Annotated in this window: 23 protein-coding genes; 13 read left to right on the top strand and 10 right to left on the bottom strand. The window is 66.3% G+C overall.

Annotated features, from left to right (window positions below):
• Window positions 1-10 precede the first annotated feature (10 nt).
• On the top strand, window positions 11-2,116 hold the full coding sequence (locus LDH66_RS02735) for an alpha-amylase family glycosyl hydrolase (protein WP_226479541.1): 2,106 nt from the start codon (window positions 11-13) through the stop codon (window positions 2,114-2,116).
• Window positions 2,117-2,144: 28 nt separating this feature from the next.
• Here LDH66_RS02735 and LDH66_RS02730 read toward each other — a convergent pair whose 3' ends face one another.
• Genes LDH66_RS02730 through LDH66_RS02720 form a run of 3 tightly spaced genes read right to left on the bottom strand, consistent with a single transcriptional unit; the run spans window position 2,145 to window position 5,301 of the window.
• Window positions 2,145-3,047, bottom strand: coding sequence for a sugar ABC transporter permease (locus LDH66_RS02730; protein WP_226479540.1), 903 nt, complete (start codon window positions 3,045-3,047; stop codon window positions 2,145-2,147).
• On the bottom strand, window positions 3,047-4,060 hold the full coding sequence (locus LDH66_RS02725) for a carbohydrate ABC transporter permease (protein ID WP_226479539.1): 1,014 nt from the start codon (window positions 4,058-4,060) through the stop codon (window positions 3,047-3,049). The genes LDH66_RS02730 and LDH66_RS02725 overlap by 1 nt, the downstream gene beginning before the upstream one ends.
• A gap of 26 nt (window positions 4,061-4,086) precedes the next feature.
• Window positions 4,087-5,301, bottom strand: coding sequence for an extracellular solute-binding protein (locus LDH66_RS02720; RefSeq protein WP_226479538.1), 1,215 nt, complete (start codon window positions 5,299-5,301; stop codon window positions 4,087-4,089).
• Window positions 5,302-5,598: 297 nt separating this feature from the next.
• Here LDH66_RS02720 and LDH66_RS02715 point away from each other — a divergent pair, with 297 nt between their 5' ends.
• Entirely contained in the window at window positions 5,599-6,735 is a 1,137-nt protein-coding gene (locus LDH66_RS02715) for an ABC transporter ATP-binding protein (protein WP_226479537.1), read from the top strand.
• A 91-nt stretch (window positions 6,736-6,826) separates the two neighbouring features.
• On the opposite strand, the gene LDH66_RS02710 is transcribed toward LDH66_RS02715, so the two are convergent.
• Window positions 6,827-8,863, bottom strand: a complete 2,037-nt coding sequence (locus LDH66_RS02710) for a DUF7997 domain-containing protein (protein WP_226479536.1) — start codon at window positions 8,861-8,863, stop codon at window positions 6,827-6,829.
• Between the two features lie 190 nt (window positions 8,864-9,053).
• Between LDH66_RS02710 and LDH66_RS02705 the strand changes: the two genes are divergently transcribed.
• The 4 genes from LDH66_RS02705 (at window position 9,054) to LDH66_RS02690 (ending at window position 13,156) form a co-directional block, all read left to right on the top strand.
• Window positions 9,054-10,112 carry a TrmB family transcriptional regulator gene (locus LDH66_RS02705; protein ID WP_226479535.1) on the top strand — a complete coding sequence of 353 codons (1,059 nt, stop codon included), beginning with the start codon at window positions 9,054-9,056 and terminating at the stop codon, window positions 10,110-10,112.
• 150 nt (window positions 10,113-10,262) lie between these two features.
• Window positions 10,263-10,916, top strand: a complete 654-nt coding sequence (locus tag LDH66_RS02700; protein WP_226479534.1) for a bifunctional 4-hydroxy-2-oxoglutarate aldolase/2-dehydro-3-deoxy-phosphogluconate aldolase — start codon at window positions 10,263-10,265, stop codon at window positions 10,914-10,916.
• Between the two features lie 78 nt (window positions 10,917-10,994).
• Window positions 10,995-12,188 carry a S1C family serine protease gene (locus LDH66_RS02695; RefSeq protein WP_226479533.1) on the top strand — a complete coding sequence of 398 codons (1,194 nt, stop codon included), beginning with the start codon at window positions 10,995-10,997 and terminating at the stop codon, window positions 12,186-12,188.
• Window positions 12,189-12,205: 17 nt separating this feature from the next.
• The gene (locus LDH66_RS02690) at window positions 12,206-13,156 is read left to right on the top strand and encodes a TIGR03557 family F420-dependent LLM class oxidoreductase (RefSeq protein ID WP_226479532.1); all 951 of its coding nucleotides are present in this window, start codon (window positions 12,206-12,208) and stop codon (window positions 13,154-13,156) included.
• Between the two features lie 38 nt (window positions 13,157-13,194).
• On the opposite strand, the gene LDH66_RS02685 is transcribed toward LDH66_RS02690, so the two are convergent.
• On the bottom strand, window positions 13,195-13,404 hold the full coding sequence (locus LDH66_RS02685; RefSeq protein ID WP_226479531.1) for a hypothetical protein: 210 nt from the start codon (window positions 13,402-13,404) through the stop codon (window positions 13,195-13,197).
• 150 nt (window positions 13,405-13,554) lie between these two features.
• On the opposite strand from LDH66_RS02685, the gene LDH66_RS02680 reads away from it, so the two are divergent.
• From LDH66_RS02680 to LDH66_RS02670, 3 genes are all read left to right on the top strand, one after another.
• Window positions 13,555-13,731, top strand: a complete 177-nt coding sequence (locus LDH66_RS02680) for a protein translocase SEC61 complex subunit gamma (protein WP_226479530.1) — start codon at window positions 13,555-13,557, stop codon at window positions 13,729-13,731.
• Window positions 13,731-14,168 (top strand): transcription elongation factor Spt5, encoded by a 438-nt coding sequence (locus LDH66_RS02675; RefSeq protein WP_006432547.1) that lies wholly within the window; start codon window positions 13,731-13,733, stop codon window positions 14,166-14,168. Before LDH66_RS02680 ends, LDH66_RS02675 begins: the two co-directional genes overlap by 1 nt.
• Before the next feature lie 304 nt (window positions 14,169-14,472).
• Window positions 14,473-15,279, top strand: a complete 807-nt coding sequence (locus LDH66_RS02670) for an alpha/beta hydrolase (RefSeq protein WP_226479529.1) — start codon at window positions 14,473-14,475, stop codon at window positions 15,277-15,279.
• Between the two features lie 158 nt (window positions 15,280-15,437).
• Here LDH66_RS02670 and LDH66_RS02665 read toward each other — a convergent pair whose 3' ends face one another.
• Window positions 15,438-15,725: a DUF7565 family protein gene (locus tag LDH66_RS02665; RefSeq protein WP_006184562.1), complete on the bottom strand. Its 288-nt coding sequence runs from the start codon at window positions 15,723-15,725 to the stop codon at window positions 15,438-15,440.
• Window positions 15,726-16,074: 349 nt separating this feature from the next.
• Here LDH66_RS02665 and LDH66_RS02660 point away from each other — a divergent pair, with 349 nt between their 5' ends.
• Window positions 16,075-16,827 carry a PHP-associated domain-containing protein gene (locus tag LDH66_RS02660; RefSeq protein ID WP_226480935.1) on the top strand — a complete coding sequence of 251 codons (753 nt, stop codon included), beginning with the start codon at window positions 16,075-16,077 and terminating at the stop codon, window positions 16,825-16,827.
• Window positions 16,828-16,866: 39 nt separating this feature from the next.
• Here LDH66_RS02660 and LDH66_RS02655 read toward each other — a convergent pair whose 3' ends face one another.
• From LDH66_RS02655 to LDH66_RS02645, 3 genes are read right to left on the bottom strand one after another with little or no spacing between them, the layout of a single operon-like run.
• Window positions 16,867-17,343 carry a Mut7-C RNAse domain-containing protein gene (locus LDH66_RS02655; protein ID WP_226479528.1) on the bottom strand — a complete coding sequence of 159 codons (477 nt, stop codon included), beginning with the start codon at window positions 17,341-17,343 and terminating at the stop codon, window positions 16,867-16,869.
• 33 nt (window positions 17,344-17,376) lie between these two features.
• The gene (gene polX / locus LDH66_RS02650; RefSeq protein ID WP_226479527.1) at window positions 17,377-19,128 is read right to left on the bottom strand and encodes a DNA polymerase/3'-5' exonuclease PolX; all 1,752 of its coding nucleotides are present in this window, start codon (window positions 19,126-19,128) and stop codon (window positions 17,377-17,379) included.
• Window positions 19,128-19,568, bottom strand: a complete 441-nt coding sequence (locus tag LDH66_RS02645) for a DUF5788 family protein (RefSeq protein WP_226479526.1) — start codon at window positions 19,566-19,568, stop codon at window positions 19,128-19,130. Before LDH66_RS02645 ends, polX begins: the two co-directional genes overlap by 1 nt.
• Window positions 19,569-19,783: 215 nt before the next feature.
• On the opposite strand from LDH66_RS02645, the gene LDH66_RS02640 reads away from it, so the two are divergent.
• The 3 genes from LDH66_RS02640 to LDH66_RS02630 all read left to right on the top strand — a co-directional run bounded on the left by LDH66_RS02640 (window position 19,784) and on the right by LDH66_RS02630 (window position 22,841).
• Complete coding sequence (locus LDH66_RS02640; RefSeq protein ID WP_226479525.1) at window positions 19,784-20,728, top strand: rhomboid family intramembrane serine protease; 945 nt, start codon at window positions 19,784-19,786, stop codon at window positions 20,726-20,728.
• A gap of 69 nt (window positions 20,729-20,797) precedes the next feature.
• Window positions 20,798-21,589 carry an endonuclease V gene (locus LDH66_RS02635; RefSeq protein WP_226479524.1) on the top strand — a complete coding sequence of 264 codons (792 nt, stop codon included), beginning with the start codon at window positions 20,798-20,800 and terminating at the stop codon, window positions 21,587-21,589.
• Window positions 21,590-21,872: 283 nt separating this feature from the next.
• Window positions 21,873-22,841, top strand: a complete 969-nt coding sequence (locus LDH66_RS02630; RefSeq protein WP_226479523.1) for an SDR family oxidoreductase — start codon at window positions 21,873-21,875, stop codon at window positions 22,839-22,841.
• Between the two features lie 27 nt (window positions 22,842-22,868).
• Here the strand turns inward: LDH66_RS02630 and LDH66_RS02625 are convergent, their stop codons facing one another.
• A complete protein-coding gene (locus LDH66_RS02625) occupies window positions 22,869-23,393 on the bottom strand; it encodes a DUF7097 family protein (RefSeq protein ID WP_226479522.1) in 525 nt (174 codons plus the stop codon).
• Window positions 23,394-23,566 lie beyond the last annotated feature (173 nt).

The following is a 23,566-nucleotide window of genomic DNA, read 5'->3' as shown; positions in this document are numbered from 1 at the left end:
AAGGAATCCCATGGATCAGCGACGACTGTGCACGGACGGCGGTGACCCCGACTCCGGTCCCGCGCTCGAGAGCGGCGACGGCTCGCATCATCCCGGTCCGCCGCGGTTCGTCACCGTCGGCGAGGGGATCGTCGATCCGAATGGAAACGAAATGGAGACGCGGGACGATCTCGCGCCGTGGAATCCGGAGGGCGACGCGACGTACGTCTGGCGGGTGCTCGAGTCGCCCGACGGCTCGAGTGCGGCACCGACGGACGGGCCGGTCGCCGAGTTCGAGCCGGACGTGCCGGGGACGTACGCGCTCGCGCTCGAGGCCCCCGACGGGACGCACGAACTGACGGTCCGCGCGTTTCCCGAGGCGGACGAGGACGCGCCGCGCCCGCAGGTCGAACTCGACGCGACGGTCGCGGACGGCCGGGTCCGTCTCTCGGCGACCGCGAGCGTCGTCGGCGACGGGGAGCCAACCGTCGAGTACTACGTCGATGACCGGAACGCGGACGTGCTCGCGCCGGACGGGACGATTCCGGTCGATGCGATCGACGAACGGGTCCGCGTCTACGCCGTCGCTGTCGACGAGCGCCACTCGGTTCCGGACGCGATCGAACTGGTCCCCACCGACGATGCGACGGACGAGCCGCCCGTCCGCGTCGAGCATCCGTTCGAGCCGCCCGAGTGGGCCGTCGATGCGGTCGTCTACGAGGTCTTCACCCGGCGATTCCCGGATCGGGACGAGCCCACGTTCGAGACGATCGCGGATCGGCTCGACCACCTCGAGCGCCTCGGGATCGACGTCCTCTGGCTGTCGCCGTTTCTCGAGGCCGAGAGCGGGTTCGAGACGCCCGCAGAGCGCGGTGGTCCCCACGGCTACAATACTCGGGACTACTTCGAGGTCGATCCGGAGCTCGGAACTATGGCCGATTTCGAGGCGCTGGTCGACGCCTGTCACGAACGGGGTATCCGGGTCGTCTTCGATCTCGTGATCAACCACACGGCGGACACGCATCCGTTCTACGAGGCTGCGGTCGACGAGACGCATCCCGACCACGAGCGGTACCGCGACTGGTACCGGTGGGAGGACTTCGACGAGCGCGACGCGGACACCTACTTCGGCTGGGACGACATTCCGAATTTGAACTACGCCAATCCCGAGGTCCGGGACTATCTGCTCGAGGTCGTCGACTTCTGGGCCGAGCGCGTCGACGGCTTCCGCGCGGACGTCGCCTGGGGCGTCCCCCTGAGTTTCTGGACCGAGGTGTCCGACCGAGTGAGCGGCGCGGACGGCGACTTGTTCCTGCTGGACGAGACCCTGCCCTCCGACGTCGAGATGGGCGGCGGTCGGTTCCACACCCACCACGACGACGTCCTTCACGACGCGCTCGAGCGACTGGGCGAGTCGTTCGGGGACGGTAGTGCGGACGAGTTGGCTGTGGGCAACGCTGCGGACGAGACGGCAGCGGTTGCGGAGGGGGACGCGGTCGCGGACGCGTTCACCGATTCCGCGGCCGGTCTAAATGCGACGAGCGCCGACGCGATCCTCGAGGCGATCGAGGACCGGCAGCGCCGGGGTGCCCACCCCGACTCGGAGTGGTTGCTGTACGTCGAAAACCACGACACGGACCGGTATCTCACCGAATACGGTCGCGACGCGCAGCTGGCAGCGGGCGCTGCGACGGTTACTCTCCCCGGCTCACCGATGCTCTACTACGGACAGGAGACCGGCGTCACGGGGCGGCGCGACCCGATGAACTGGGGGTCGTTCGATACGAACCTGTTCGAGCGCTATCGGCGGTTGATCGCTCTCCGGAAATCGCATCCGGCGCTGCAGTCCGATGCCGACCTCGAGCGGATTCCGTACGCGGCCGACACCGACGCCGCCGTCGCGTTCGCGAGGGAAGCGCCGGCGAGCGGCCGCCGACTCGTCGTCGCGTTGCACTTCGGTGACGGCACGGCGACGGTGCGGATCGACGAACCCGTCGAGGGAACCGACCTGCCGACGGGCGAGGCGGTCGCGGACGGTGATGGTGCGGCCGACTCGTGGGCCCGCGAACTCGCTGTCGACACCGCCGTCGTCCTCGAGGTCGAGACGACGGGCTCGAGCGAATCGGCCGGTCTGTAACCGACGGCGAAGCGAAGATTGAGCCGGTTCACCCCTCCATGCCGCCGAAGGAGAGGCCGCTCTCGACGTAACTCTGTGCGAAGAAGTAGATGATCGCGACCGGCATCGCGAACAGGATCGCGAACGCCGAGAACTCGGTCCACGGCGTCTCGTACCGGCCGGCCGTCGCGAGCGAGTAGAGTTCGACCGAGAGCGTGTAATTGTCCGGACTGAGTAGCGTCCGGGCGACGATGAACTCGTTCCACCCCGCCAGGAAGGTGAAGACCAGGACGACGGCGATTCCGGGTTTCGACAGCGGGAGGATCACCTCCCGGATGACGTCCCACCGGCCCGCACCGTCGACGATCGCCGCCTCCTCGTAGGAGACGGGGATGTTGTCCATGAAGGTCTTGAGCAACCACGTGTTGAACGGGATCGCCCCCGCGGCGTAGAACAGCCCGAGCACCAGGAGGCTGTCGCTCAGCCCGAGGTTGACGAACAGGGCGTACAGCGCGACGAGCGTCGCGACCGAGAGGCCGGCTCCGACCTGCGTGAACAGGACGTAGCCGTAGAGGACCTTCTCTCGACCGACGAAGCTTCGCCGCGAGAGCGCGTACGCGCCCGGAATGACCACCGACATCGAGACGCTGACGGTCACGAAGACGACGACCAGGCTGTTGACCAGCGCGTCGCGGAAGTCCGACTCGAAGAGCACCCAGCGGTAGGCCTCGAGGTTGTAGGTGGCCGGATCGGCGAAGATCCCTTTGGAGCTCATCAGTCCGGTCCCCTGTGAGAGCGAGGCCGTGAAGATCCAGTAGACGGGGAACATGAGGACCACCAGGATCCCGACTGCGCCGCCGGTCGCGGCGACCGTCTTGGCGATGTCCAGCGGATTCCGCCCGCTACTCTCGGCCTGTTCGTCGGACCGCGTCTCTGCGTCAGATGCTGTCATTACGAGTTCACCCCTTCGGCGAGGTCACCTTTCTTCACTGCGAGCCACATGAACGCGCCGATGAACGCGATCGCCGTGACCATAATCGCGGATCCGAACGCGTACTCGTTGAGTTCGGTCGCCTCCCGGAAGCCGTAGACGATGATGAGTTCGTTCTGGCGAGAGGGACCGCCCTGGTTGAAGATCCACGGAACGAGGAACTGCTGAAACGAGGTCGCCGCGGTCAGGATCGATCCGAACATGACCGGGCGTTTGATCGACGGAAGCGTGACGTGACGGAACCGGTTCAGGAAGCCAGCGCCGTCGACTTTCGCCGCGTCGTGGAGCTCCGCCGAGACGTCCTGCAGCGCGCTCACGATGATGATCACCATGAACGGATACGCCAGCCAGACCTCCGTCGTGACGTAGGCGAAGAACGAACTCCACCGCCCGCTGAGCCATCCGATCGGTAACTCAAGCAGCAGCAACTCCGGCGCAGCGACATCGAACAGGCCCGTGAGTGAGAGCACGGCGTCGTTGTACTTGTAGAGCAGTTCGTTCAGCGGCCCGAACCGAGCGCCGCTGAATATGCCCCGCCAGACCGTGATCGTGAAGATCGTCGGGAACCCCATCGGGATGATGACCGCGGCCCGGAGAAACCGTTTTCCGAGCACGCGGCCGTGAGTGAGGACCATCGCGAGTCCGAGCGAGAGCACGATCTTGATCGCGAGGCTCACTGCCACGAACAGCCAGGTGACCCCGAGCGACGTCCAGAACTGCGAATCCGAAAAGAGCTCGACGTAGTTGTCGAGCCCGATCACGCTCGAGCCGCCCCCGATGACCGTTCCGGCGTGAGTCGCGTCGGTCACCGACAGGTAGACCAGGAACGTGATCGGGAACAGCATGAACGAGCCGAACAGGACGACGCCGGGTAACACGAGCAAGAGCCCGAACAGATCGTACTCCCGGAGGCCGGCCGGCAGTCGCCGCCGACCGCGTTCGGATACCCGTCTGAGAAATGACGATGTAGACATGGGATTGAGGTGCCAAACGCAGTCAGTTAGTCCCAGCGACCCCGGATTTCTTCGGCGGCAGTCGCCATCGATTCCTCGGCGCTCGCCTGGCCGTTGAAGACCCGCTGGAGCCCGTCCTTGAGCGGTGTCCAGACGTCACCGATTCGTGGATCGGTCGGGAGGGGAACGCCCGTTTCGACGGCCTCGGCGAACGCTTCGACGTCGTCGCCGAGCTCGTCGGACTGCGCGTACTCCTGATGAACCGGGATCAGTCCGTGGTCCTGTGCGTTGCTCAGGATCACGTCCTCGGTAGTCGTGTACCACTCGGCCCACTCGAGGGTCGTCTCGAGCGCGGTATCGTCCGCGCTCTCGAGTTGCGTCGTGAAGTACCACGTCTGGACGCCCGTGTACGGTGACGGTTCCCCACCGTCGATGTCGGGAAGCGCCGCGACGGTCGCGTCGACACCGGCCTCGCGGAAGCCGCTGACCTGCCACGGGCCGTTAATCGCGTACGGCGCGTTCCCCTCCGAAAACGTCGCTATCTGCGGTTCGTACGTCGGATCCGCAGAGACGTAGGGCCAAATAGCGTCCTCGAGGAGTTCGATGCCCTCGATGAACGCGTCGTCCTCGATGCCGAGTTCGCCGCTCTCCTCGTCGAAGACGGTGCCGCCGAACGCGTTCAAGAACGCGCTGACGAAGTAGGTCTCGATCGCGGGAACCGAGAGCCCGTACTGGTTGTTGTCCGGATCGTGGTGGTCCTCCATTACCGCGACCATCTCCGAGAGCGTCTCCGGCGGTCCGTCAACCAGATCCGGATTGTACATGAGCGAAACGGTCTCTGCCGCGTAGGGGAGACCGTGTACCGCACCGTCCCACTGAACCGCCTGTGCGGCGGCCTCGGTAAACGTGCTCTCGAGGTCGACGTCGATATCGTCGGCGGCGTCGTAGACGAAGTCCTGGTCGTGGTACTGACCGATCCAATCGTGGGCCCACGCGAACGTGTGTGGTCCGTTGCCCGCCGGTAACGCCGTCTCGAGTTGCGATTCCATCTCCGAGATGTTCTCGGAGTTCATCGCGTCGTCCCGTCCCTCGTTGAACGTACCGAGGTGCTCCTCGAGGGAGCTCTCCTCGCCCTCTTCGAACTGCGTCCACAGCGTCGTCCCCTGGTCACCGCCGCCGAGCAGTCCCCCGAGACACCCCGCGACCGTCAGCGTCGTCATCCCGCCGATACCCTTGAGTGCGTTCCTGCGATACAGTGTCATGGCAAACAGTGATGAATAATATCTTCACATATTTAGTTGTTAGGATGCCGCCTCGCTGGAGCGATCGGATCACCGTAGTGAGCAGCAAAGCACTCATATCGGCCGTTTCGGAACCACGATCCGGTTCAGTCTGTCTTCCAGATGAGTTCCGATTTCGCTATCGGGCGTCGCATTCGCTCGGCTGAGAGCCCGATCGTCTCGCGAACGGCAAACGGCAATATATTTGGTGTAATATTACTTCTCAGATTCCAAATTTTGGGAAAAGGTTTTACGCACCCTCGCCGAACGAACAGGGAAATGGCACGAGTAACGGTCGAATCGCTGCGGAAGGAATACGACGCCGGGTCGGTCGTCGCCGTCAACGATCTCGACCTCGAGATCGAAGACGGCGAGTTCGTGACCGTGGTCGGCCCGTCGGGCTGTGGAAAGACGACGACGCTGCGGATGTTGGCCGGGCTCGAGCAGTCGACGTCCGGGCGAATCCGGATCGGCGACGAGGACGTCACGGACGTCCACGCGAAGAACCGGGACGTCGCGATGGTGTTCCAGAACTACGCGCTGTATCCCCACAAGACCGTCTTCGAGAACATGGCGTTCGGGCTCCGGATGAGCACCGATCTGAGCGAGTCCGAGCGCGAGCGCCGCGTCGTCGACACGGCCGAGATGATGGACATCGAGAACCTCCTCGAGGACAAGCCCGACGAGCTCTCCGGCGGTCAGAAACAGCGCGTCGCGCTCGGTCGCGCGATCGTCAGGGAGCCGGACCTGTTCCTGTTCGACGAGCCGCTCAGCAACCTCGACGCCAAGCTTCGGACGAGCATGCGCGCGGAGATCCAGCGGCTCCAGAACGAACTCGGAATCACCGCCGTCTACGTCACGCACGACCAACACGAGGCGATGACGATGGGCGACCGGATCGTCATCCTTGACGGCGGCGAACTCCAGCAACAGGGGAAGCCGACCGAGGTCTACGAGAACCCGGTCAACGAGTTCGTCGGCGGCTTCGTCGGCTCGCCGTCGATGAACTTCGTCGACGTCGCCGTCGAGTCCGACGGCGATCGGCTCCACCTGACCGGTCCCGACGGCGGGTTCGAGTTCGACCTCTCGGCGGCGTACATCGACCGCCACGGGGACGATCTCGACGCGAGTCAGTACACGCTCGGCATCCGGCCGGAGAACGTCTCGGTCACCGACGAGGGCGCGGCCGACTCGATCACGGCGGCCATCGACGTCGTCGAACCCGTCGGCTCCGACAACTTCCTCCACCTCGATCTGCCCACCGAGTTCATCGCCCGCGTCGACTCGGACGTGCGCCTCGAGCCGGGCGATCGAGTGACGCTCACGTTCGACGAATCGGACGTCCACCTGTTCGATCCCGAGACCGGTCGCAACGTCCTGACGCGCGAACGCGCTGCGCCGACGGTCACGTCCTGACGCGAACAGCACCCTCTCGGGCTCGTTTTCCGGTCACTTCCGCTTCGCTCCAGAGAGGTAGCCGCTACGACGAAAAAGCGGACTCGACGACTCAGTCCTGCAGCGGTGCGCGGTCCTCGGCGTCCGCGAGCGCGGGCGACGCGGACTCCGCGAGCGAACTCGCCGTCGCGAGCCGGATGGCGTGGGGCCAGCCCAGCGGCGTCGCGCTGTCCGGCGTGCCGTCGTCGAACACCTGTTCGGGGAGATAGCCGCCGGCCCGGCGGAGCGCGCCGCCCGGCCCGACGAGCGCCAGCAGGGTGCGACCGCGCTCGTGGAACGCCTCTGCCTCCCCGCGGCCGTTCGCCGCGAGGAGGTCGCCGAGTTCGACGGCGGCGTGTGCCCCCCAGGCCGTCGTCACGGTCCAGATCTTTGGGACGTCCTGCTCGCGGACTCGCCAGGGGTCGCCCTCGAAGCGAGCGAGCCCCTCGACTGGTCCGTCCGGGTTCCGAGAGAGGCCGTCCAGCGTCGTCTCGACGTGGGAGACGAGACGGTCGAGTCGCTCATCGTCGACACCCTCGAGCGCATCGTACGCCCGGTGGGCCCCGACCAGCGCGAGCGTGCTCCCGTCGAGTCGGTCGTCGACGTCACCGTCGTCGACGCGCATCGCGTAGACGCCGCGCTCGGGCACCCAGAGATCGTCGAGGGCCTCGTAGACGGTCGCCGCCCGTTCTCGGGCGCGAGCCGCGAGCGACTCGTCGACCGGGGCTCGAGCGATCGCCGCGTAGGCCTCGAGGAACGTCGCCGTCGTGTGCGCGAACCGCCCGGTCATGTTCTCCCAGGCGTTCTGGACGCGTCCGGGGAGACCGTCGGCATCGAGGGAGTCGTCTAACCCGTCGAGGGCGGCCACGAGCGCCTCCCGCACCGCTTCGTCGTCGGCATCGACGCGACGGAGGTACGTCGCGAGAAACGACGCGACGCTCGCCGTCTGGTCGGCCTGGTACTCCTCGGAGTCGCCGTCTTCGACGCGGCCGTGCGCCCAGCCCGGGGCGAGCGCCCCGTTGTGCGGCCACACCCGATGGGGCCAGGTACCGTCGGCGAGCTGCGTGTCGACGTAGAAGCGGGCGCTCTTCGCGTGCCACTCCTCGAGTCCGAGGGCCAGCCGGCGATCGGCCTCGAGCAGGAACCCGGCGATTTCGGCGTCGTCGCGGAACCAGGTATAGCCGTAGCCGCCGGAGTACCGGTAGAACGGATCGAACTCGGGGCCGGCCATCCGCGCACCGGTCGGCGCACGCAACAGCGCGAGCGCACGGAGGTCCGCGAGGCCGCCCTCGATGCCATCTGGATCGGGGAGCCGGTCGCGAGCTTGGCCGCGGCCCGCCTCGAGCACCGCCCCGCCGTCGGCGTAGTCGGCCGCGGCGGTCCGAACGCGCTCGAGCGCATCGGTGCGGTCGCCGTCGGCGAGCAGCGTCGCGATGGTCGCGCTCGGGGACGAGCCGGTGAGTTCGAGTTCGGTCATCGCGATCGGGCTGAGGCGCGCCTCCTCGTAGCGATCGTCGGTCGGTGATCGCGGAAAGTCGACTGGCTCGGCCGCGAGTAGCTCCGCGAACCGCTCTGGGACCTGCCCCGTCGCGGACAGCTCCGTCGAGGCCGCGAGGAAGTCGTGTTCGGTGTCGTGGTGTACCTCGACGGCGTCTCCGTGCCAGAGCTGTCCGACGCGTCCCGCTCGCCCGTCCGGTGCGAATCCGATGCACGCGCGGAGAGTGACGTCGGCGGCGGCTCCGTCCTCCCCCTCGAGTGCGAAGTGCGTCAGGTGGAGCCGTCCGATCGTGAGGTCGTACTGCACGCAGGTCGCATCGCCGACCGCGTGCGTCGTCTCGACGACCGCAGTGTCGTCGACGTAGCGCTGGTCGCCGTCGGCGTCGAACCAGTGGACGTCGCCGTCCCGCTCGAGCCCGAATCGGGAGCGTTCGATGCCGGCGAGTCCGGAGAGCGGGTAGGAGTAGTCCCTGATCGATCCGTCGGGAGCGACGTGAACGAGCCGTTCGTCGAGTCCGGAGAAGAGCCCCGTCGTCGACCTGCGCTCGCCGGGAAACCGCCGTGGATCCCCCTGCGACCGCTTGAAATCGTTGAGGGCACCGTGTAGTTCCATCGTTCTCACAGTTCGCTCCCGAGGCAATAAACTTTGTTGAAATATGTATTCCCACTTTTCTGAGTCGCGACGGCGGGCGTCGCGACCGAACGACGCGGTTCGGGCCGGCCGTCGGCGAGCGGCTCGAACGGGGCGACCGGACCGAGCATATTTTACACTGACCGCGTAATCTCTGATGTACTGAATATACATGGACGACGACGAGCTCGCCGAGTTGCTCGAGCGATTCGGCCTCTCGGAGAAGGAGACCGACACCTATCTCGCGATTCTCGAACACGGGGAGTCGAAAGCGAGCACTATCGCCGACGCAGCCGACGTGTCCAAACGCTACGTCTACAGCATCAGCGAGGAACTCGAGGACCGCGGGTTCGTCGAGGTCGACGATCACGCGGTGCCGACGGTGATCCGGCCCGTCCGGCCCGAAACGGTCATCGATCGGCTCACGGACAGCGTTTCTGAGATCGAACCGGAGCTGCAATCGCGGTACACGACGACGGAGCGCTCCGACGAGCAGTTCGAGGTGATCAAGTCCCGGCAGACGGTACTCAAGCGGATCGAGAGCTTGCTGGCCGGCGCGGAAACGGAAGTGACGCTCTCCCTGCCCGCCGAGGTCCTCCCGCGAATCCGGTCGACGCTCGAGGCGACGGTCGACCGCGGCGTGCTCGTCCTCCTCCTGCTGGGTGCGACCGAGGGCGACCAAGACATCGCGTCGCTGGCCGGGACGGCCAGTACGGTCCGCACCTGGGACGCGCTCGTGCCGACGATGCTGACCGTCGACGGGCGGCACGGGCTGCTCGCACCGAGCCAGATACTGACGACGTCCGCGAGCGACACGCGGGCGATCTCCATCTCGCAGGAGCAACTCGCCCCCGTCCTCGCCGGCTCGTTCCTGGCGAACTACTGGCCGACCGCGGAAGAGCGCTACGTCACCACCCCGAACGAACTCCCCTGTACCTACGAGGGGTTCCGGAGCGCCGTCTTCCAGATCGCGCTCCACCGCGCGACGGACACGCGGATCGAGGCCTCGGTCACCGGCTCGCCGGTCGGCGACCGGGACCTCCCGTCCTCGCTCTCCGGCGAGGTCGTCGACGTCCGACAGAGCCTCGTCCGCCCGGTCACCTCGACGCTGCCGATCGAGAACGCGTTCGAACTCGAGGTCGACGGCGAGCGGTACACCGTCGGCGGCACCGGCGCGTTCCTCGAGGACTACGAGGCCGAGTCGGTCACCATCCGCGCGCTCGAGGAGTGAGGTTTCCAGGATGGATTTCTTTTTTCGACCGAGAGTAAATTTATTGAGCACGTAGCACACAGGGGAGGCTGTGATGGAACGTCTCGTCGACGGAACCGGACGGATCGCACGCGAGTATCGAGCGGCGGCCGCTGTGGGAGGGCCGGACGCATGACCGGAAAGCGAGCGGTTAGGGAACGGATCGTCGACAGCGGCGTCATCGCGGTGCTCCGCGGTATCGACGAGAAGCAGATCGTTCCGGTCGCCCGCGCGATCCACGACGCCGGGGTCGACGCGCTCGAGATCACGGCGGACGGGACCCGCGCGGCCGAGCAGATCGCGGCCGTCGACCGGGAGCTCGCGGATACCGACGCGGTCGTCGGCGCGGGGACCGTCCTCGACGCGCCGACAGCGCAGTCCGTGATCGACGCGGGCGCGTCGTTCGTCGTCTCGCCACATACCGACGCGGACGTGGTGCGGACGTGCAACCGACACGGCGTCCTCGTCGCACCCGGCGTCATGACGCCCACGGAGGCCGTGACGGCGATGGAGGCCGGCGCGGATCTCCTCAAGATGTTCCCCGCGTCGACGGTCGGGCCGGGCCACATCGGCGCGCTCGCGGGACCGCTGGGCGACGTCGACATCGTCCCGACGGGCGGCGTCTCGCGGGACAACGTCGCGGACTTCTTCGACGCCGGCGCGGTGGCCGTCGGTGCCGGCGGTGCCATCGTGGACGACGCGGCCGTCGCCGACGGCGACATGGATCGCGTTCGAGAGACCGCCGCGTCGTTCGTCGACGCGGTCGCGGCGGCGCGAAGCGAGTAATCGACCGCCGGCTCGCCGGGACGTCACGTCCCGCGAGCGACCGCAGTACGACCGGCTGCTGGTGCTGGGGGCCGTTTTATGCCCCTCGTCGAGGTGGAGACGGGCGTGACTCCAGATCCAGATCAGTGTACTCGCAGACGGCTACTCGGCGCGGTCGGAGCGACCGGGGCCGCGGCGGCGATCGGCCTCGGAGGCTCCGGAGCCGGCGTCGCACAGAACGAAACCGCCGACTCGAACGCGACGGCTCAGGAGGGCGGCGGGAGCGACGTCGACAGCCCGTACACGGAGACGTATCGCAACACCATCGATTCCGTCGTCCTCGTCACCGTCTCCGGGACGGGCGGTGCTCCGGGTGGCGGCGGTGGCGGCGGGCTCGGCACCGGATTCGTCATCGATGACCAGCACATCGTGACCAATAACCACGTCGTCCAGAACGCGAGCGAGGGCGGGATCGAGATCCAGTTCAACAATCAGGAGTGGCGGACCGCATCGATCGTCGGGACCGACGCCTACAGCGATCTCGCCGTCCTGCGCGTCGACGACATGCCCGACGTCGCCGCCGGACTCTCGCTCTCGGAGTCCGAGCCCGTGATCGGGCAGGAGGTGCTCGCGATCGGCAATCCCCTCGGATTCGACGCGTCGGTCTCTCAGGGGATCGTCAGCGGGATCGACCGCTCGCTCCCCAGCCCCACCGGCTTCTCGATTCCGGCCGCGATCCAGACCGACGCACCGATCAATCCCGGTAACAGCGGCGGTCCGCTGGTGGGCCTCGAGGGAGAGGTGCTCGGCGTGGTCTTCGCCGGGGCCAGCCAGACCATCGGCTTCGCGATCTCCGCGCGCCTCGCGAACCGGGTCGTCCCCGCGCTCATCGAGGACGGGACGTACGAGCACCCCTACATGGGCGTCGGGGTTCAACCGGTCGGGCCGGAGATCGCCGAAGCGATCGGCCTCGAGGAGGCCACCGGCGTGTTAGTCATGGAGGTCGTTCCGGACTCGCCCGCGGACGGCGTCCTCGAGGCAGGCAGTACCACGCGGCCGGGCAGCGGTGACGTGATCGTCGCCATCGACGGCGAGGAGATCCCGAATCAGGATCAGCTCTCCGCGTATCTCGCCCTCGAGACCTCGCCCGGCGACATGATCGAACTCGAGATCGTCCGCGACGGCGAACGGCAGACAGTGGAACTGACGCTCGCGGAGCGGCCGGCCTTCGAACGACCGGAGACGACGGTGCCGAGCGGCCCGAGCGAACGACCGCCGGCGACGGACTCCTAATCGACTGGCGACAATACATGGCCGAAATCGGCTACAAGCTCATCTGCGAGGAGCACGGCCCGAACGATCTCGTCGAGTACGCCCGACTCGCCGACGACTCGGCGTTCGAGTTCGCGATGATCTCCGATCACTACCACCCCTGGACCGCGAGTCAGGGCGAGTCCCCGATGGTCTGGAACGTGATCGGCGCGATCGCGCAGGCGACCGACGACCTGCGATTGGGGACCGGGATCACCTGCCCGATCATCCGCGTGCATCCGGCGATCGTCGCGCAGGCGGCCGCGACGGCCGCGGCGATGCTCCCCGGTCGGTTCTTCCTCGGCGTCGGTGCCGGCGAACAGTTGAACGAGCACGTCACGGGGCATCGGTGGCCGGAACACGAGGTTCGACTCGAGATGCTCGCCGAGGCCATCGAGATAATCCGGACCCTCTGGGCGGGCGAGACGACGAGCTATCACGGCGAGTACTACACCGTCGAGAACGCGCGACTGTTCACGCTCCCCGACGAACGCCCGCCGATCCCGATCGCCGCGGACGGGCCGAGAGCGGCCCGATTCGCGGCCGAGCGCGGCGACGGCCTCGTCGGCGTCAGTCCCGAGTCGGACCTGCTCGAGACCTTCGCGGACGCGGGCGGCGAGGGTCCCCGATACGGCGAGGTAACAGTGTGCTACGACGAAGACGCGGACGCGGCGGTCGAGCGCGCACACGAGATCTGGCCCATCGAGGGGCTACCGGGCGAACTGATGTGGGAGCTGCCGACGCCGGCCCACTTCGAGCAGGCCACGCGGACGGTGACCGAGGACGAGATCGAGGAGCTGATCGTCTGCGGTGACGATGCCGACGACCACGTCGCCGCGATCGAGGAATACGTCGACGCGGGATACGACCGCGTGGTCGTCCACCAGATCGGCTCGAACCAGGCCGAGTTCGTCGAGTTATACGAAGAATCGGTGTTACCGTCGTTCTAACGGATTATCGGTCGCGCTCCTTTGACTCTCCCGGCCCCTCACTCCTCGTCGGCCTCCTCGCTCTCCGCGTCTTCCTCGAGGTCCTCGAGGTCGTCGGCGTCCTCGCGTGGCGCGTTCTGGGTGCCGAGTCCGCCGTCGCCCTCGTCGACCTCGTCGGGGTCGCGGTCGATCCGCTCGAGTTCGTCCTCGACCTCCGCCTCTCGTTCCGCTTCGTACTCGTTCGCTCGGTCGGAGTCGTCTTCGGCCATACCAGACGTTCGGATCCGAGCGGTTTGGACGCGGGGCCGTCGAGTGCAACGTCGGGATCGGCCCATCGTCGCGATCGGTCGTGCGACGACCGTGGTCACTGAGCGGACACGAAAGACAGATAAAAGACGCCGCGCTGTGAATAGACATATATGGACGTTCCGTACGACCTCACCTCGTACGTTCGGGTGCTGAAGATGGCGACGACGCCCACTACTGAGGAGTTCCTTCAGGTATCGAAAATTGCCGGTGCAGGAATCATTCTGGTCGGTATCATTGGATTCCTCATCGCGACGATCATGCTGCTCCTGCCCGGTGGTGGCGTCTAATGGGAATCTTCGCTGTCAAAACGACGGCGAGCCAGGAACGCACCGTCGCGGATATGATCATCAACCGCGAGGAGTCGGAAATTCACGCCGCGCTCGCGCCCGACTCGCTGACCTCCTACGTGATGGTCGAAGCCGAAGGCAACGCGGTCCTCAATCGCGTCCTCGAGGACATTCCGCACGCGCGGAGTATCGTCCCCGGCGAGTCCGACATCTCGGAGGTCGAGCACTTCCTCTCGCCGAAACCGGACGTCGAAGGGATTGCCGAGGGTGACATCGTCGAACTCATCGCCGGCCCGTTCAAGGGCGAGAAAGCACAGGTCCAGCGCATCGACGAAGGCAAGGATCAGGTGACGGTCGAACTATACGAGGCGACGGTCCCGATTCCCGTGACGGTGCGGGGCGACCAGATTCGCGTGCTCGATAGCGACGAACGGTAGGTCGTCAACTACCGTACCGATCCGTCACATCGCGGGCCGATTCTGACGACCCGAGGGGTGTCTCTTCTCGGTCCGCTCGCCGCGAACACCGCTACATTGGAAAGCACGTTTCTCCAGCGTCTCGAGTTCTCATCGACCGCGGTCGTACCATCCACGAGACGTTCGTACCCGTCGGCCCGAGTTTCCGCCGGCTATATTTCTATAATACGAAGTATTTATACCAATATATAGTAACTCGGATAAAAAATATACGGTCCCTTGTGGAACGATCGCCCGTTCGCGTCTCTGACGCGAACGATCATCGATGACGACAAACCACCACTCGAATTCGACCGCAGAGAACGGCGATTCGACAACTCCCGTCTCGAGACGGCGGCTCCTCGGGTCCACGGCGGCGACGGTCGTCGCGAGCGTCGGCCTGAGCGTCGCATCGGGATCGGTCGCGGCCGACACCGACGGAATCGCAGAGCTCGACTTTCGAGACGGCGTCCCCGACGTCACCGACGCGCCGCAGGACGAGACCGAGGTCGTGTTCAAGATTCACGGCTATACGAGTTCGTCGGCGAGCGTCGAGCGGGCCGCGACGTTCCGGGAGACGGCCAGAACAGTCGGCTACGACGAGTCCGTCACGGCGGTCACCTGGGACGACAGCGGTCTCCCGACGACGGCGGTCCAGAGCGCCAGGGATACGGGCCAGCTGTTCGCCGCGTGGCTCGCGGACTACACCGACGCGAACCCGTCGACGACGATCCGGATCCTCGGTCACTCGATGGGTGGGATCGTCCAGATGGAAACGCTCGCGGCCATCGACGGGGAGTTTACCGTCGCGACGGCGGACGGCATCGGATCGTTCGAGGCGTCCGACGCGCCCTGCGAAGACGGCCCCTTCTTCGATGCCATCCAGGCGTCGGCCGACGCGGTCCACAACTACTACTCGACGAACGACGGCGTCGCTAGACTTGGGAGTGGCCCGGCGGACTGCGGCGGCTGGTTCAGCGACGGTACCACGCCGGACAACTACATTGACGTCGACGTGAGCGATTCGGTCTCCGATCACTCCGCTTATAGGGCAGAGACCGGCTGCGTGTCAGCGATCGTCGACAACTATTGACGGCGACCGCCTCCCGATCGTCCGCTCCCAGTTCCGTCGGCATCGACTCGCCGTGAGGAGCGGACGGCGGTGATCCGAGAAAGCGTCCGGACAGTCGGCACGTACCGGGCTCTGAGAGTCTCAAGGGGCGTCACGAAAACCGTCGGCGGGGCGGATCGCTACCGCTTCAGTTCCGTCGCGATCGCTTGCATATCCGCTTCCGATTCGATCTCCTCGAGCAGTTCTTCGCGCTCTCTGACCGCCTCGGAGCTGGCACCGTAGGCGCGGACGTACTCGGCGCGGCTGTGTTCGGTAAAGGCGTGTCGAATCGCGAGGTAGCCATCGGGAACGACGGTTCCACAGACCTTACACTCCCGACGCTGGTGTTTCGTCGCCTGATGGACGACGGCCGACTCGACGTCCTCGAAGACTGCACCACAGCCGTCGATCCCGCATTCCCAGGCCATTCGTTACTGACACTCGAACCGCCCTCCTAATGATCCTTTCGCAGCGACGCACATCGACCAGAAGATGCGCGTCCGATCGGCCGTCCAGACGGCCGTCTACGTGGAGTTCACGAAGCACGCCCGCTTCTCCGGCACACGCCGCTTTCAGCGACGAGTTCGTCGCATCCTCTCCCGTCGATAGATTCTCGCAAATCGCCGCGTCTACGTCGGCGACGACGAGCCGTTCATTTCGATCGACCCCGACGAACCGGTCGCGCCGATCGTCGACGTGATCGAGGGTGCCTCGAGCGGCCGCCAAATCAGAATGCATAACCCGGCTGTCCCGGAAGTAGTGTTCGTGACCGATGGAGTGACGTTCCGAATCGACTGTCACGTGAAGGTGCTGGACGAGACGGTCGTCGAACGGGCCAAACGGGCCGGCCTCGACGCGATCGTCTACGCGCCTCACTTCACCCGCCTCCCGGAGATCCGCGATCGAGCGGCGGCTTACTCCGACGAGGACCTGCTGGTGGTCCCCGGGCGCGAGGTGTTTACCGGCACGTGGCGAGACCGCAAGCACGTCCTCGCGATCGGCCTCGAAGCGCCCGTTCCCGACTTCATCCCGCTCGAGGCGGCGATGGCCGAGTTCGACCGGCAGGACGCGATCGTCCTCGTCCCGCATCCGGAGTTCGCGAACGTGAGTCTCTCTGAGGCGGATCTGCGGACGTACGCCGAGACGATCGACGCCATCGAAATTTTCAACCCGCGACACTTTCCGTGGAACAACCGTCGCGCGCGAGAACTCGTCGACGAGCTCTCGATACCGCCGTTCACCTCGTCGTACGCCCACGTTCGGCGGTCCGTCGGCGTCGCCCACACCGCGTTCGATGCGGCCATCGAGACCGAGGCGGACGTCGTGACCGCGCTCGAGGACGGGTTCGCTCGCCGCGTCGTCTACGACGACAGTCTCGAGCGGTGGGCCACGACGGCGACGGAACTCGGCCACCTCGTCTACGAGAACACGTGGAAGAAGGTCGATCGCCTCTTCCTCTCGGGGACGGAGCCGACCCATCCACACCACATCGCCTACGACGGTCGGTTCGACGACGTCGCCGTCTACTGAGTGCGGTCGCTCCTGTGTCGGTAACTCCTGCATCGATACTTACGTCTCGTCGGGGCGGCTCCCGGTCGATCCCCGGATCTGCGAGAGGGTCTCGGCGACACGATCCCAGTGACTCCCGCGCCAGAAGTGTTGCCCGCAGTCGCGACAGCGCCGGACCTCGAGTACCGACGGATCGGGCGCGTACTCCGGCGTCGACGCCGTCGAGTCGACGGGTTCGAGCGGGCCGTTACACCGCCCACAGAAATCGGGATCGTCCGCCGGCGTGAGGTCGAGTCCCGCCGCGTCGAGCGCCGCGAGTTGGTCTTCGACATCGCGCGACTCGAGCAGGATCGACTCGTCGGCGCGACCCGCGAGGTCGACGTCTCGAGTGACGACCGTCCGATCCTCGGCCCGCGCGACGGCGAGGAGATCGTCGTCGTCCTTGAGTCTGCGATCGCCCGCGTAGGCGGTGTCGTAGTTACACATCCGGAGATACGAGACGAGACCGCCGCACATGACGTCGAGGAGGATGCGCATGGGAAGGAGTGAGACGAGAGCGGTCCGGCCCGATCAGTGGAGGAACTCGCGGAGGACGTCGAGCTCCCAGGTGTTGATCACGTCGTCCGGTTCGGCCCAGCCGCGACGCGCCGTGTGGACGCCCCAGCGCATGTACTCGAGCGTCGAGGGCTGGTGAGAGTCGGTGTTGATCGCGATCGGCGCGCCCTCCTCGAGGGCGGCCTGGACGGCGCTGCCCCAGAGGTCGAGTCGGCGAGGGTTGCTGTTGACCTCGAGGGCGGTACCGTGTTCGGCGGCGGCTTCGCCGAGCGCGGTCGCGTCGAAGTCGAGCCCGGAGCGCTCGTTGAGCATACGGCCGCTGGGGTGGCCCAGCACGTCGATCGCCGGGTTCTCGATGGCGTGGACGAGTCGCTCCGTGGCGGTCTCCGCGTCCTGATCGAGCGCGCTGTGCGTCGAGGCGACGATCACGTCCAGGGCCTCGATCACCTCTTCGGAGAGGTCGATTTCGCCCTCGGCGTCGACGTTGGCCTCGATTCCCGCGAAGACTTCGATCTCCGCGTCGTCGCCGACCGCGCGAATCTCCTCGACCTGGTCGAGAATTTCGGTATCGGAGAGACCCATCCCGCCGACGATGCCGGGGCCCTCGGCGTGGTCGGCGATCCCGAAGAAATCGTAGCCCCGCGCCTCGGCGGCCTCGACCATCGCCTCGATGGGGGTGTTGCCGTCGGACCACTCGGTGTGGCTGTGCAGGTCGCCGCGGACGTCCTCGCGCGTGACTAGGTCGGGGAGGTCGCCGCTCTCGGCGGCGTCGATCTCGCCGCGGTCCTCGCGGAGCTCCGGCGGAATCCACGGCAGCCCGAGCGCGTCGTACATTCCCGCCTCGGTCTCGCCGGCGACCCGCTCGCCGACGCGCTGTCCCGCCTCGGCGTCATCGACGTCCGAAACGTCGAAGGCACCGTACTCGTTCAACTTCATGCCGCGATCGATCGCGTAGTTGCGCAGGCTGACGTTGTGGTCCTTACTCCCAGTGAAGTACTGGAGCGCGGAGCCGAACTCATCGGGGACGACCACCCGCAGATCGACGCGAATCTCGCCGACGCGGATGCTGGCCTTCTCGGGGCCGGACTCGATCTCGTCGTCGGCCGACTCCCATGCGACGAACCGCTCGATGACGTCCTCGCCGGCCTCGGTCGCCGCGAGGACGTCCACGTCGCCGATCGTCTCTCGCCAGCGCCGGATCGAGCCCGCGACCTCACAGCGTTCGACGTCGTCGAGCGACTCGAGAAAGTCGAGCACGTCGTCCGCGAGCGGTCGCGCCTCGCCGAGCAACTGGCGCTGCCCGATCGTGCGGGCGAACTCGAGGTTCTCGAGGATGTTCTGCTCGGTCTTCGGGCCGAATCCCTTCACGTCCTGTACCTCGCCGGCCTCGGCGGCGTCCTCGAGGTCGTCCAACGTCTGGACCCCGAGTTCGCGATAGAGCTTCCCCGCGGTCTTGGGGCCGACGCCCTCGATGCGAGTGATGTCGGCGATGTCGATCGGCAGCTCGGCGCGGAGGTCCTCGAGTTCGTCGATCTCGCCGGTCTCGACGTACTCGATGATCTTCGAGGAGATGGCGTCGCCGACGCCGTCGATGTTCTCGACGGCCTCGCGGTCGCCGGCCGCGATCTGGTCGGCGAGCGGCGACGGATGCGAGCGGATGTTCTCGGCCGCCCGCCGGTACGCGCGAGGCTTGTACTCGACGTCGTCGGCCTCGAGCAGATCCGCGAACTCCTCGAACCGGGCGGCGATTTCGGCGTTGGTCGCCATCAGCGCCCCCTCCGTGCGCTGGCGTCGTCCTCCTGGCCCAACGCCTTCTTCAGGAAGGACATCCAGCGCTTGCGGTCCTGAGCCTTCTGGACCTGCTGTTCGCGCTCTAAGTCCGTCGGCCCCAGGTTCTCGAGGGCGTTCAACGCCCGGTCGATGCCGATGATGCTCTGGGCGAGTTCCTCGCCCTCCTCGCGGCTAATGGAGTCCTCTTCGATCCGCTCGAGTCGCTCGAGGCGCTCGCGCCGCAGGTTCTTCTTGGCCTGCTCGACGCGCTCGCGTTCGCCGGACGGGACCGTCTCGCGGCGCTTGATCTCGAAGACGAAGGTCTGGAGGTCGATCTCCTCCCCCTGAACCGTGATCGTCTCCGGGATGTCCGCGCCGACGGTCGCGCCCTCGCGCTCGACGCGCTCGAGCAGTTGCTTGCGCTCGTACTCTTGCACACCGGAACGTGGGGGATGCGGAGGCAAAAATGTACAGTCCCGACGCGAATCGAGCGAGCGGAGACGGCGAACACCCTCTCGTCTCAGATTCCGTGACTGTACCGCCCAGAACTCGACGGAACGCTCCCCTGACCCTACTGAGAGATCGAAGTCCCTCGAAAAAATCCCGGCAGAAACCCCAAATCCCTTAGCGGCTCCCCACATACCCCCGGTCAATGGCCAAGTGCGACGTGTGTGGGAAGGACGAAAACATGCCGTACAACTGTCGGCACTGCGGCGGCACCTACTGTGCCGACCACCGACTCCCCGAGAATCACGACTGCTCGGGGCTGCAAAACTGGAACGATCCGCAGGGTGTCTTCGACAGCGGTTTCGACGACGGCGTCAATTCGGGCGGGAGCACGTCTCGAGCCTCGAGTCTCGCCGACAAGGTCCCGATCGATACCGGACCGGGCGGGCCGCTGGCGTACTTCCGCGGGAACGCAACCTACACGTTCCTCGCGCTGATGTGGCTCACGTTTATCGCCCAGTTTCTCGTCAGAGCGGTCTTCGGTATCGAAATGGCACAGACCCTCTTCGTTCTTCGGCCCTACTATCCGGAGTACGTCTGGACGTGGGTGACGTCGATCTTCGCCCACGGCGGACTCTATCACATCGCCGGTAACAGTATCGTGATATTCTTCTTCGGCCCGCTCGTCGAGCGCTACGTCGGCTCGAGGAAATTCGCGATCCTCTTCCTCGTCAGCGGTGTGCTCGCCGGACTCGGGCAGATCGGCATTCAGATACTCCAAACGAGTGCGGTCACACCGTTCACACCGGGCGTCGTCGGAGCGAGCGGTGCCGCACTCGCGATTATGGGCGTCCTGACGGTCTTGAATCCCGGCCTCAAGGTGTATCTCTACTTCATTTTGCCCGTCCCGATCTGGGTCCTCACGGGCGGATACGCCTTCATTAGCATCTTCTTCCTCAGCACCGGCGGCGGCGGGAACATCGCACACATGGCCCACCTCATCGGCCTCGTAATCGGCCTCGGCTACGGGCAGTACGTCAAGCAAAACCGCAACGTCAGCGCGCCGAACCAACTCCAGTTCGGCGGTGGCGGGCCCGGTGGCCCGGGCGGTCCGGGCGGCCCCGGCGGTCCCGGACGCGGCCGATTCTGAACCGAACCGAGGGGCTTCTCGCACAACCCTGCAACTGATTTTCTCGCGGCGTCTATCACCGCCAGACAGATGCACGACCCTCGCCCCGACCTCGCACCCGACGCCGGCCTCTCGCGCGAGGAGATGGAAGCCCTCCAGCGCGAGATCGCCGCCGCCGCCGTCTTCGAGGACGACTTCTCGTTCGATCCCGACGCCCTCTCGAACCCGCTCGCGTCGACTGTGGGCGGCGACGAACCGCCGGTCGTCGTCGGGATCGATCAGTCGTTTCTCACGAACGAGGACGGCGACCAGGACCGCGCTCTGAGCGCCGTCGTCGCGATGCGCGGCGGCGAGGTGATCGAGCGCGTCCACGCGGTGACGTCCCTGGAGATTCCCTACATCCCCGGTCTCCTCTCCTTTCGCGAAGGGGCACCGATCCTCGCGGCGCTCGAGGAACTGTCCGTCGACCCCGATCTGTTCCTGTTCGACGGCAGCGGCCGCATTCACTTCCGGCAGGCCGGTATCGCGACCCACATGGGCGTCGTCCGAGACGTGCCGAGCATCGGCGTCGCCAAGAGCTTGCTCTGTGGCACGCCGCGCGAGGACACGGCCGACCTCCCGGAGGGAACGACGGTCGCCATCGAATCGAACTCGAGGGTCGACGCGCCCGACGGGACCCTGCTCGGCTACGCCGTCCAGACCCGACAGTACGACTCGCCCGACCGGTACATCAATCCGCTCTACGTCAGTCCCGGCCATCGGGTCGGTCCCGAAACGGCGGCAGACGTCGCGCTCGACCTCGCCTCGTCGTACAAACTCCCAGAGCCGGTTCGATTGGCGGACAAATACGCAGATGAAGCGAAAAAGGGCCTCGACAAATAGACTCCGCCACTGTCCACCGGCTACAGCTGACCGTGAACCGCCTGCGGTGGGTGGGACTGAAAGGGGCCGGTCGGGCCGGGGAGCGTGCCGGCCGTAGCACCGGAGCGACCGCAGGGAGCGAGGAGCGCACGCCGGCAGGCGACTCGAGCCGACCGGGGGCTTTCCGGCTGCTTGCTGTTCTGAACCGAACGGTCGAGTCAGTCGAATCTCGTCCGAATCCGAAAATTACGGATAGCGCGACAAACCGTCGATACTTAGGTATCGTCTCACGAACCCATCACACATGGCCACCGCTGAGGACGTCGAAGGGACAGGCGACGACGAGCCGGACGGCACCGTCGTCGAGGACGATCGCGGTCGCGAGACCACCACCGGGACCGGCGACGAAGTCACCACCGAGACGAGCGCCGACGATCGCTATACGCGCAAGAAGTCGGTGCTCATCACCGGCTGCTCGTCCGGGATCGGCCGCGCGACAGCCCGCGCCTTCCTCGCGGACGACTGGCAGGTCTTCGCGACGGCGCGCAACGTCGACGACATCGCGGCCCTCGGAGAGGCCGGCTGTGAGACCCTCGAGTTAGACGTCACCGACCCCGAGCAGGTCGCGCGGGTCGTCGAGGAGGTCGTCGACGTCGCCGGCTCGATCGATTGCGTCGTCAACAACGCCGGCTACGCCCAGATGGGGCCCCTCGAGGACGTCGCGACGGTCGACCTCCACCGGCAGTTCGACGTCAACGTCTACGGCCCGCACCGGCTCACCCGCGCCGCGCTGCCGCACATGCGAGCACAGGGCGAGGGCCGGATCGTCAACGTCTCGAGCGTGATCGGGCGCATTTCGTTCCCCGGAGCGGGTGCCTACGCCGGGTCGAAACACGCTCTCGAGGCGATGAGCGACTCGCTGCGCGCCGAGGTCGACGAGTTCGGTATCGACGTGGTCGTGGTCGAACCTGGCCCGGTCGAGACGGAGTTCACGAATCGGGTCGACGAGGAACTCCCCGACGACGAGCGAACGCCGGCCTACGAGTCGCTGTACGAACTCTACGACGAGGCCCAACTGGTCGGCGGCGGGAGCGGCGGTCCGTTCGCCTCGGAACCCGACGACGTCGCCGAGGCGATCCTCGACTCCGCGACGAGTCCCGACCCGCCGGCGCGGTACCCCGTCGGCCCGATCGCCCAGTACGGGCTGTACGCTCGCTACCTGCCGGATCGACTGCGCGATGCGGTGTACGGCCTCCTGCGGAAACTGGTCTGACCGCCGGGTCGCCGTCTCGGTGCCTCGTCACTCGTCGTCGTATCGCTCGGCCGCCGACTCGAACCCCAGTTCCGACTGCTCGCGGCCGCGCCGTTCCTCGAGCGCCGCGATCGCGTCGGGGTCGAGCGCGGCGTCGTCGGTGATCCGCGCCCACGAGTCGTGGACTTTCGAGTGGCACCACCGACAGAGGTAGACCGTAATCTCGTGGGAGAGCGTCTCCCCGTCGCGTTCGTAGGAGAGATGGTGTTCCTCGAGCAGCGGGCGCTCGTCGTCGTGGGCCATTCGTTTTTCCTCGAGCCCGCAGCGAACGCACTCGCGGTCGCGATTGCGCGACCGGAAGTGCGGGCAGTCGGCCCACGACCAGTCCGATTCGGGGTCGACTACGGGACACTCGTAGTCGTCCGCGGCGCGCTCGCTGGCGAACTCGGGGTCGTGGCCGTAGTGTTCGAGGGCGTATCGACACTGGCCCTCGCCTGTGAGATGGTCGCAGACCCCCGCGAATTCGTACGGATCGTCGACGCCGACCGAGGTTCCCTGTGGCGTTTTCTCCATACCCTGGGTCCGGGTTCGGGCCGAATCGATTTGAATGCACTGAGCGCCTCGTTTGTCGCGCTCCGTCGGAGTCGTTTTATTTGTGATGCATCCGTGACCGGACGCCGTGGGACTCGGAACTGTGCCGAACATCTGCCGAGATATTCTTGAATTAAAAGATAGATATACGTTCA

Origin of the sequence: Natrinema amylolyticum, assembly GCF_020515625.1 — an archaeon.
Taxonomy (GTDB): domain Archaea; phylum Halobacteriota; class Halobacteria; order Halobacteriales; family Natrialbaceae; genus Natrinema; species Natrinema amylolyticum.
This window is presented reverse-complemented; position numbering and strand designations above follow the sequence as displayed.

What these genes read in the sequence shown, in the direction of transcription:
- LDH66_RS02735 (WP_226479541.1), top strand. Translation starts at nt 11, where the DNA reads ATGGATCAGCGACGACTGTGCACGGACGGCGGTGACCCCGACTCCGGT.
- LDH66_RS02730 (WP_226479540.1), bottom strand. Translation starts at nt 3,047, where the DNA reads ATGACAGCATCTGACGCAGAGACGCGGTCCGACGAACAGGCCGAGAGT.
- LDH66_RS02725 (WP_226479539.1), bottom strand. Translation starts at nt 4,060, where the DNA reads ATGTCTACATCGTCATTTCTCAGACGGGTATCCGAACGCGGTCGGCGG.
- LDH66_RS02720 (WP_226479538.1), bottom strand. Translation starts at nt 5,301, where the DNA reads ATGACACTGTATCGCAGGAACGCACTCAAGGGTATCGGCGGGATGACG.
- LDH66_RS02715 (WP_226479537.1), top strand. Translation starts at nt 5,599, where the DNA reads ATGGCACGAGTAACGGTCGAATCGCTGCGGAAGGAATACGACGCCGGG.
- LDH66_RS02710 (WP_226479536.1), bottom strand. Translation starts at nt 8,863, where the DNA reads ATGGAACTACACGGTGCCCTCAACGATTTCAAGCGGTCGCAGGGGGAT.
- LDH66_RS02705 (WP_226479535.1), top strand. Translation starts at nt 9,054, where the DNA reads ATGGACGACGACGAGCTCGCCGAGTTGCTCGAGCGATTCGGCCTCTCG.
- LDH66_RS02700 (WP_226479534.1), top strand. Translation starts at nt 10,263, where the DNA reads ATGACCGGAAAGCGAGCGGTTAGGGAACGGATCGTCGACAGCGGCGTC.
- LDH66_RS02695 (WP_226479533.1), top strand. Translation starts at nt 10,995, where the DNA reads ATGCCCCTCGTCGAGGTGGAGACGGGCGTGACTCCAGATCCAGATCAG.
- LDH66_RS02690 (WP_226479532.1), top strand. Translation starts at nt 12,206, where the DNA reads ATGGCCGAAATCGGCTACAAGCTCATCTGCGAGGAGCACGGCCCGAAC.
- LDH66_RS02685 (WP_226479531.1), bottom strand. Translation starts at nt 13,404, where the DNA reads ATGGCCGAAGACGACTCCGACCGAGCGAACGAGTACGAAGCGGAACGA.
- LDH66_RS02680 (WP_226479530.1), top strand. Translation starts at nt 13,555, where the DNA reads ATGGACGTTCCGTACGACCTCACCTCGTACGTTCGGGTGCTGAAGATG.
- LDH66_RS02675 (WP_006432547.1), top strand. Translation starts at nt 13,731, where the DNA reads ATGGGAATCTTCGCTGTCAAAACGACGGCGAGCCAGGAACGCACCGTC.
- LDH66_RS02670 (WP_226479529.1), top strand. Translation starts at nt 14,473, where the DNA reads ATGACGACAAACCACCACTCGAATTCGACCGCAGAGAACGGCGATTCG.
- LDH66_RS02665 (WP_006184562.1), bottom strand. Translation starts at nt 15,725, where the DNA reads ATGGCCTGGGAATGCGGGATCGACGGCTGTGGTGCAGTCTTCGAGGAC.
- LDH66_RS02655 (WP_226479528.1), bottom strand. Translation starts at nt 17,343, where the DNA reads ATGCGCATCCTCCTCGACGTCATGTGCGGCGGTCTCGTCTCGTATCTC.
- polX (WP_226479527.1), bottom strand. Translation starts at nt 19,128, where the DNA reads ATGGCGACCAACGCCGAAATCGCCGCCCGGTTCGAGGAGTTCGCGGAT.
- LDH66_RS02640 (WP_226479525.1), top strand. Translation starts at nt 19,784, where the DNA reads ATGGCCAAGTGCGACGTGTGTGGGAAGGACGAAAACATGCCGTACAAC.
- LDH66_RS02635 (WP_226479524.1), top strand. Translation starts at nt 20,798, where the DNA reads ATGCACGACCCTCGCCCCGACCTCGCACCCGACGCCGGCCTCTCGCGC.
- LDH66_RS02630 (WP_226479523.1), top strand. Translation starts at nt 21,873, where the DNA reads ATGGCCACCGCTGAGGACGTCGAAGGGACAGGCGACGACGAGCCGGAC.
- LDH66_RS02625 (WP_226479522.1), bottom strand. Translation starts at nt 23,393, where the DNA reads ATGGAGAAAACGCCACAGGGAACCTCGGTCGGCGTCGACGATCCGTAC.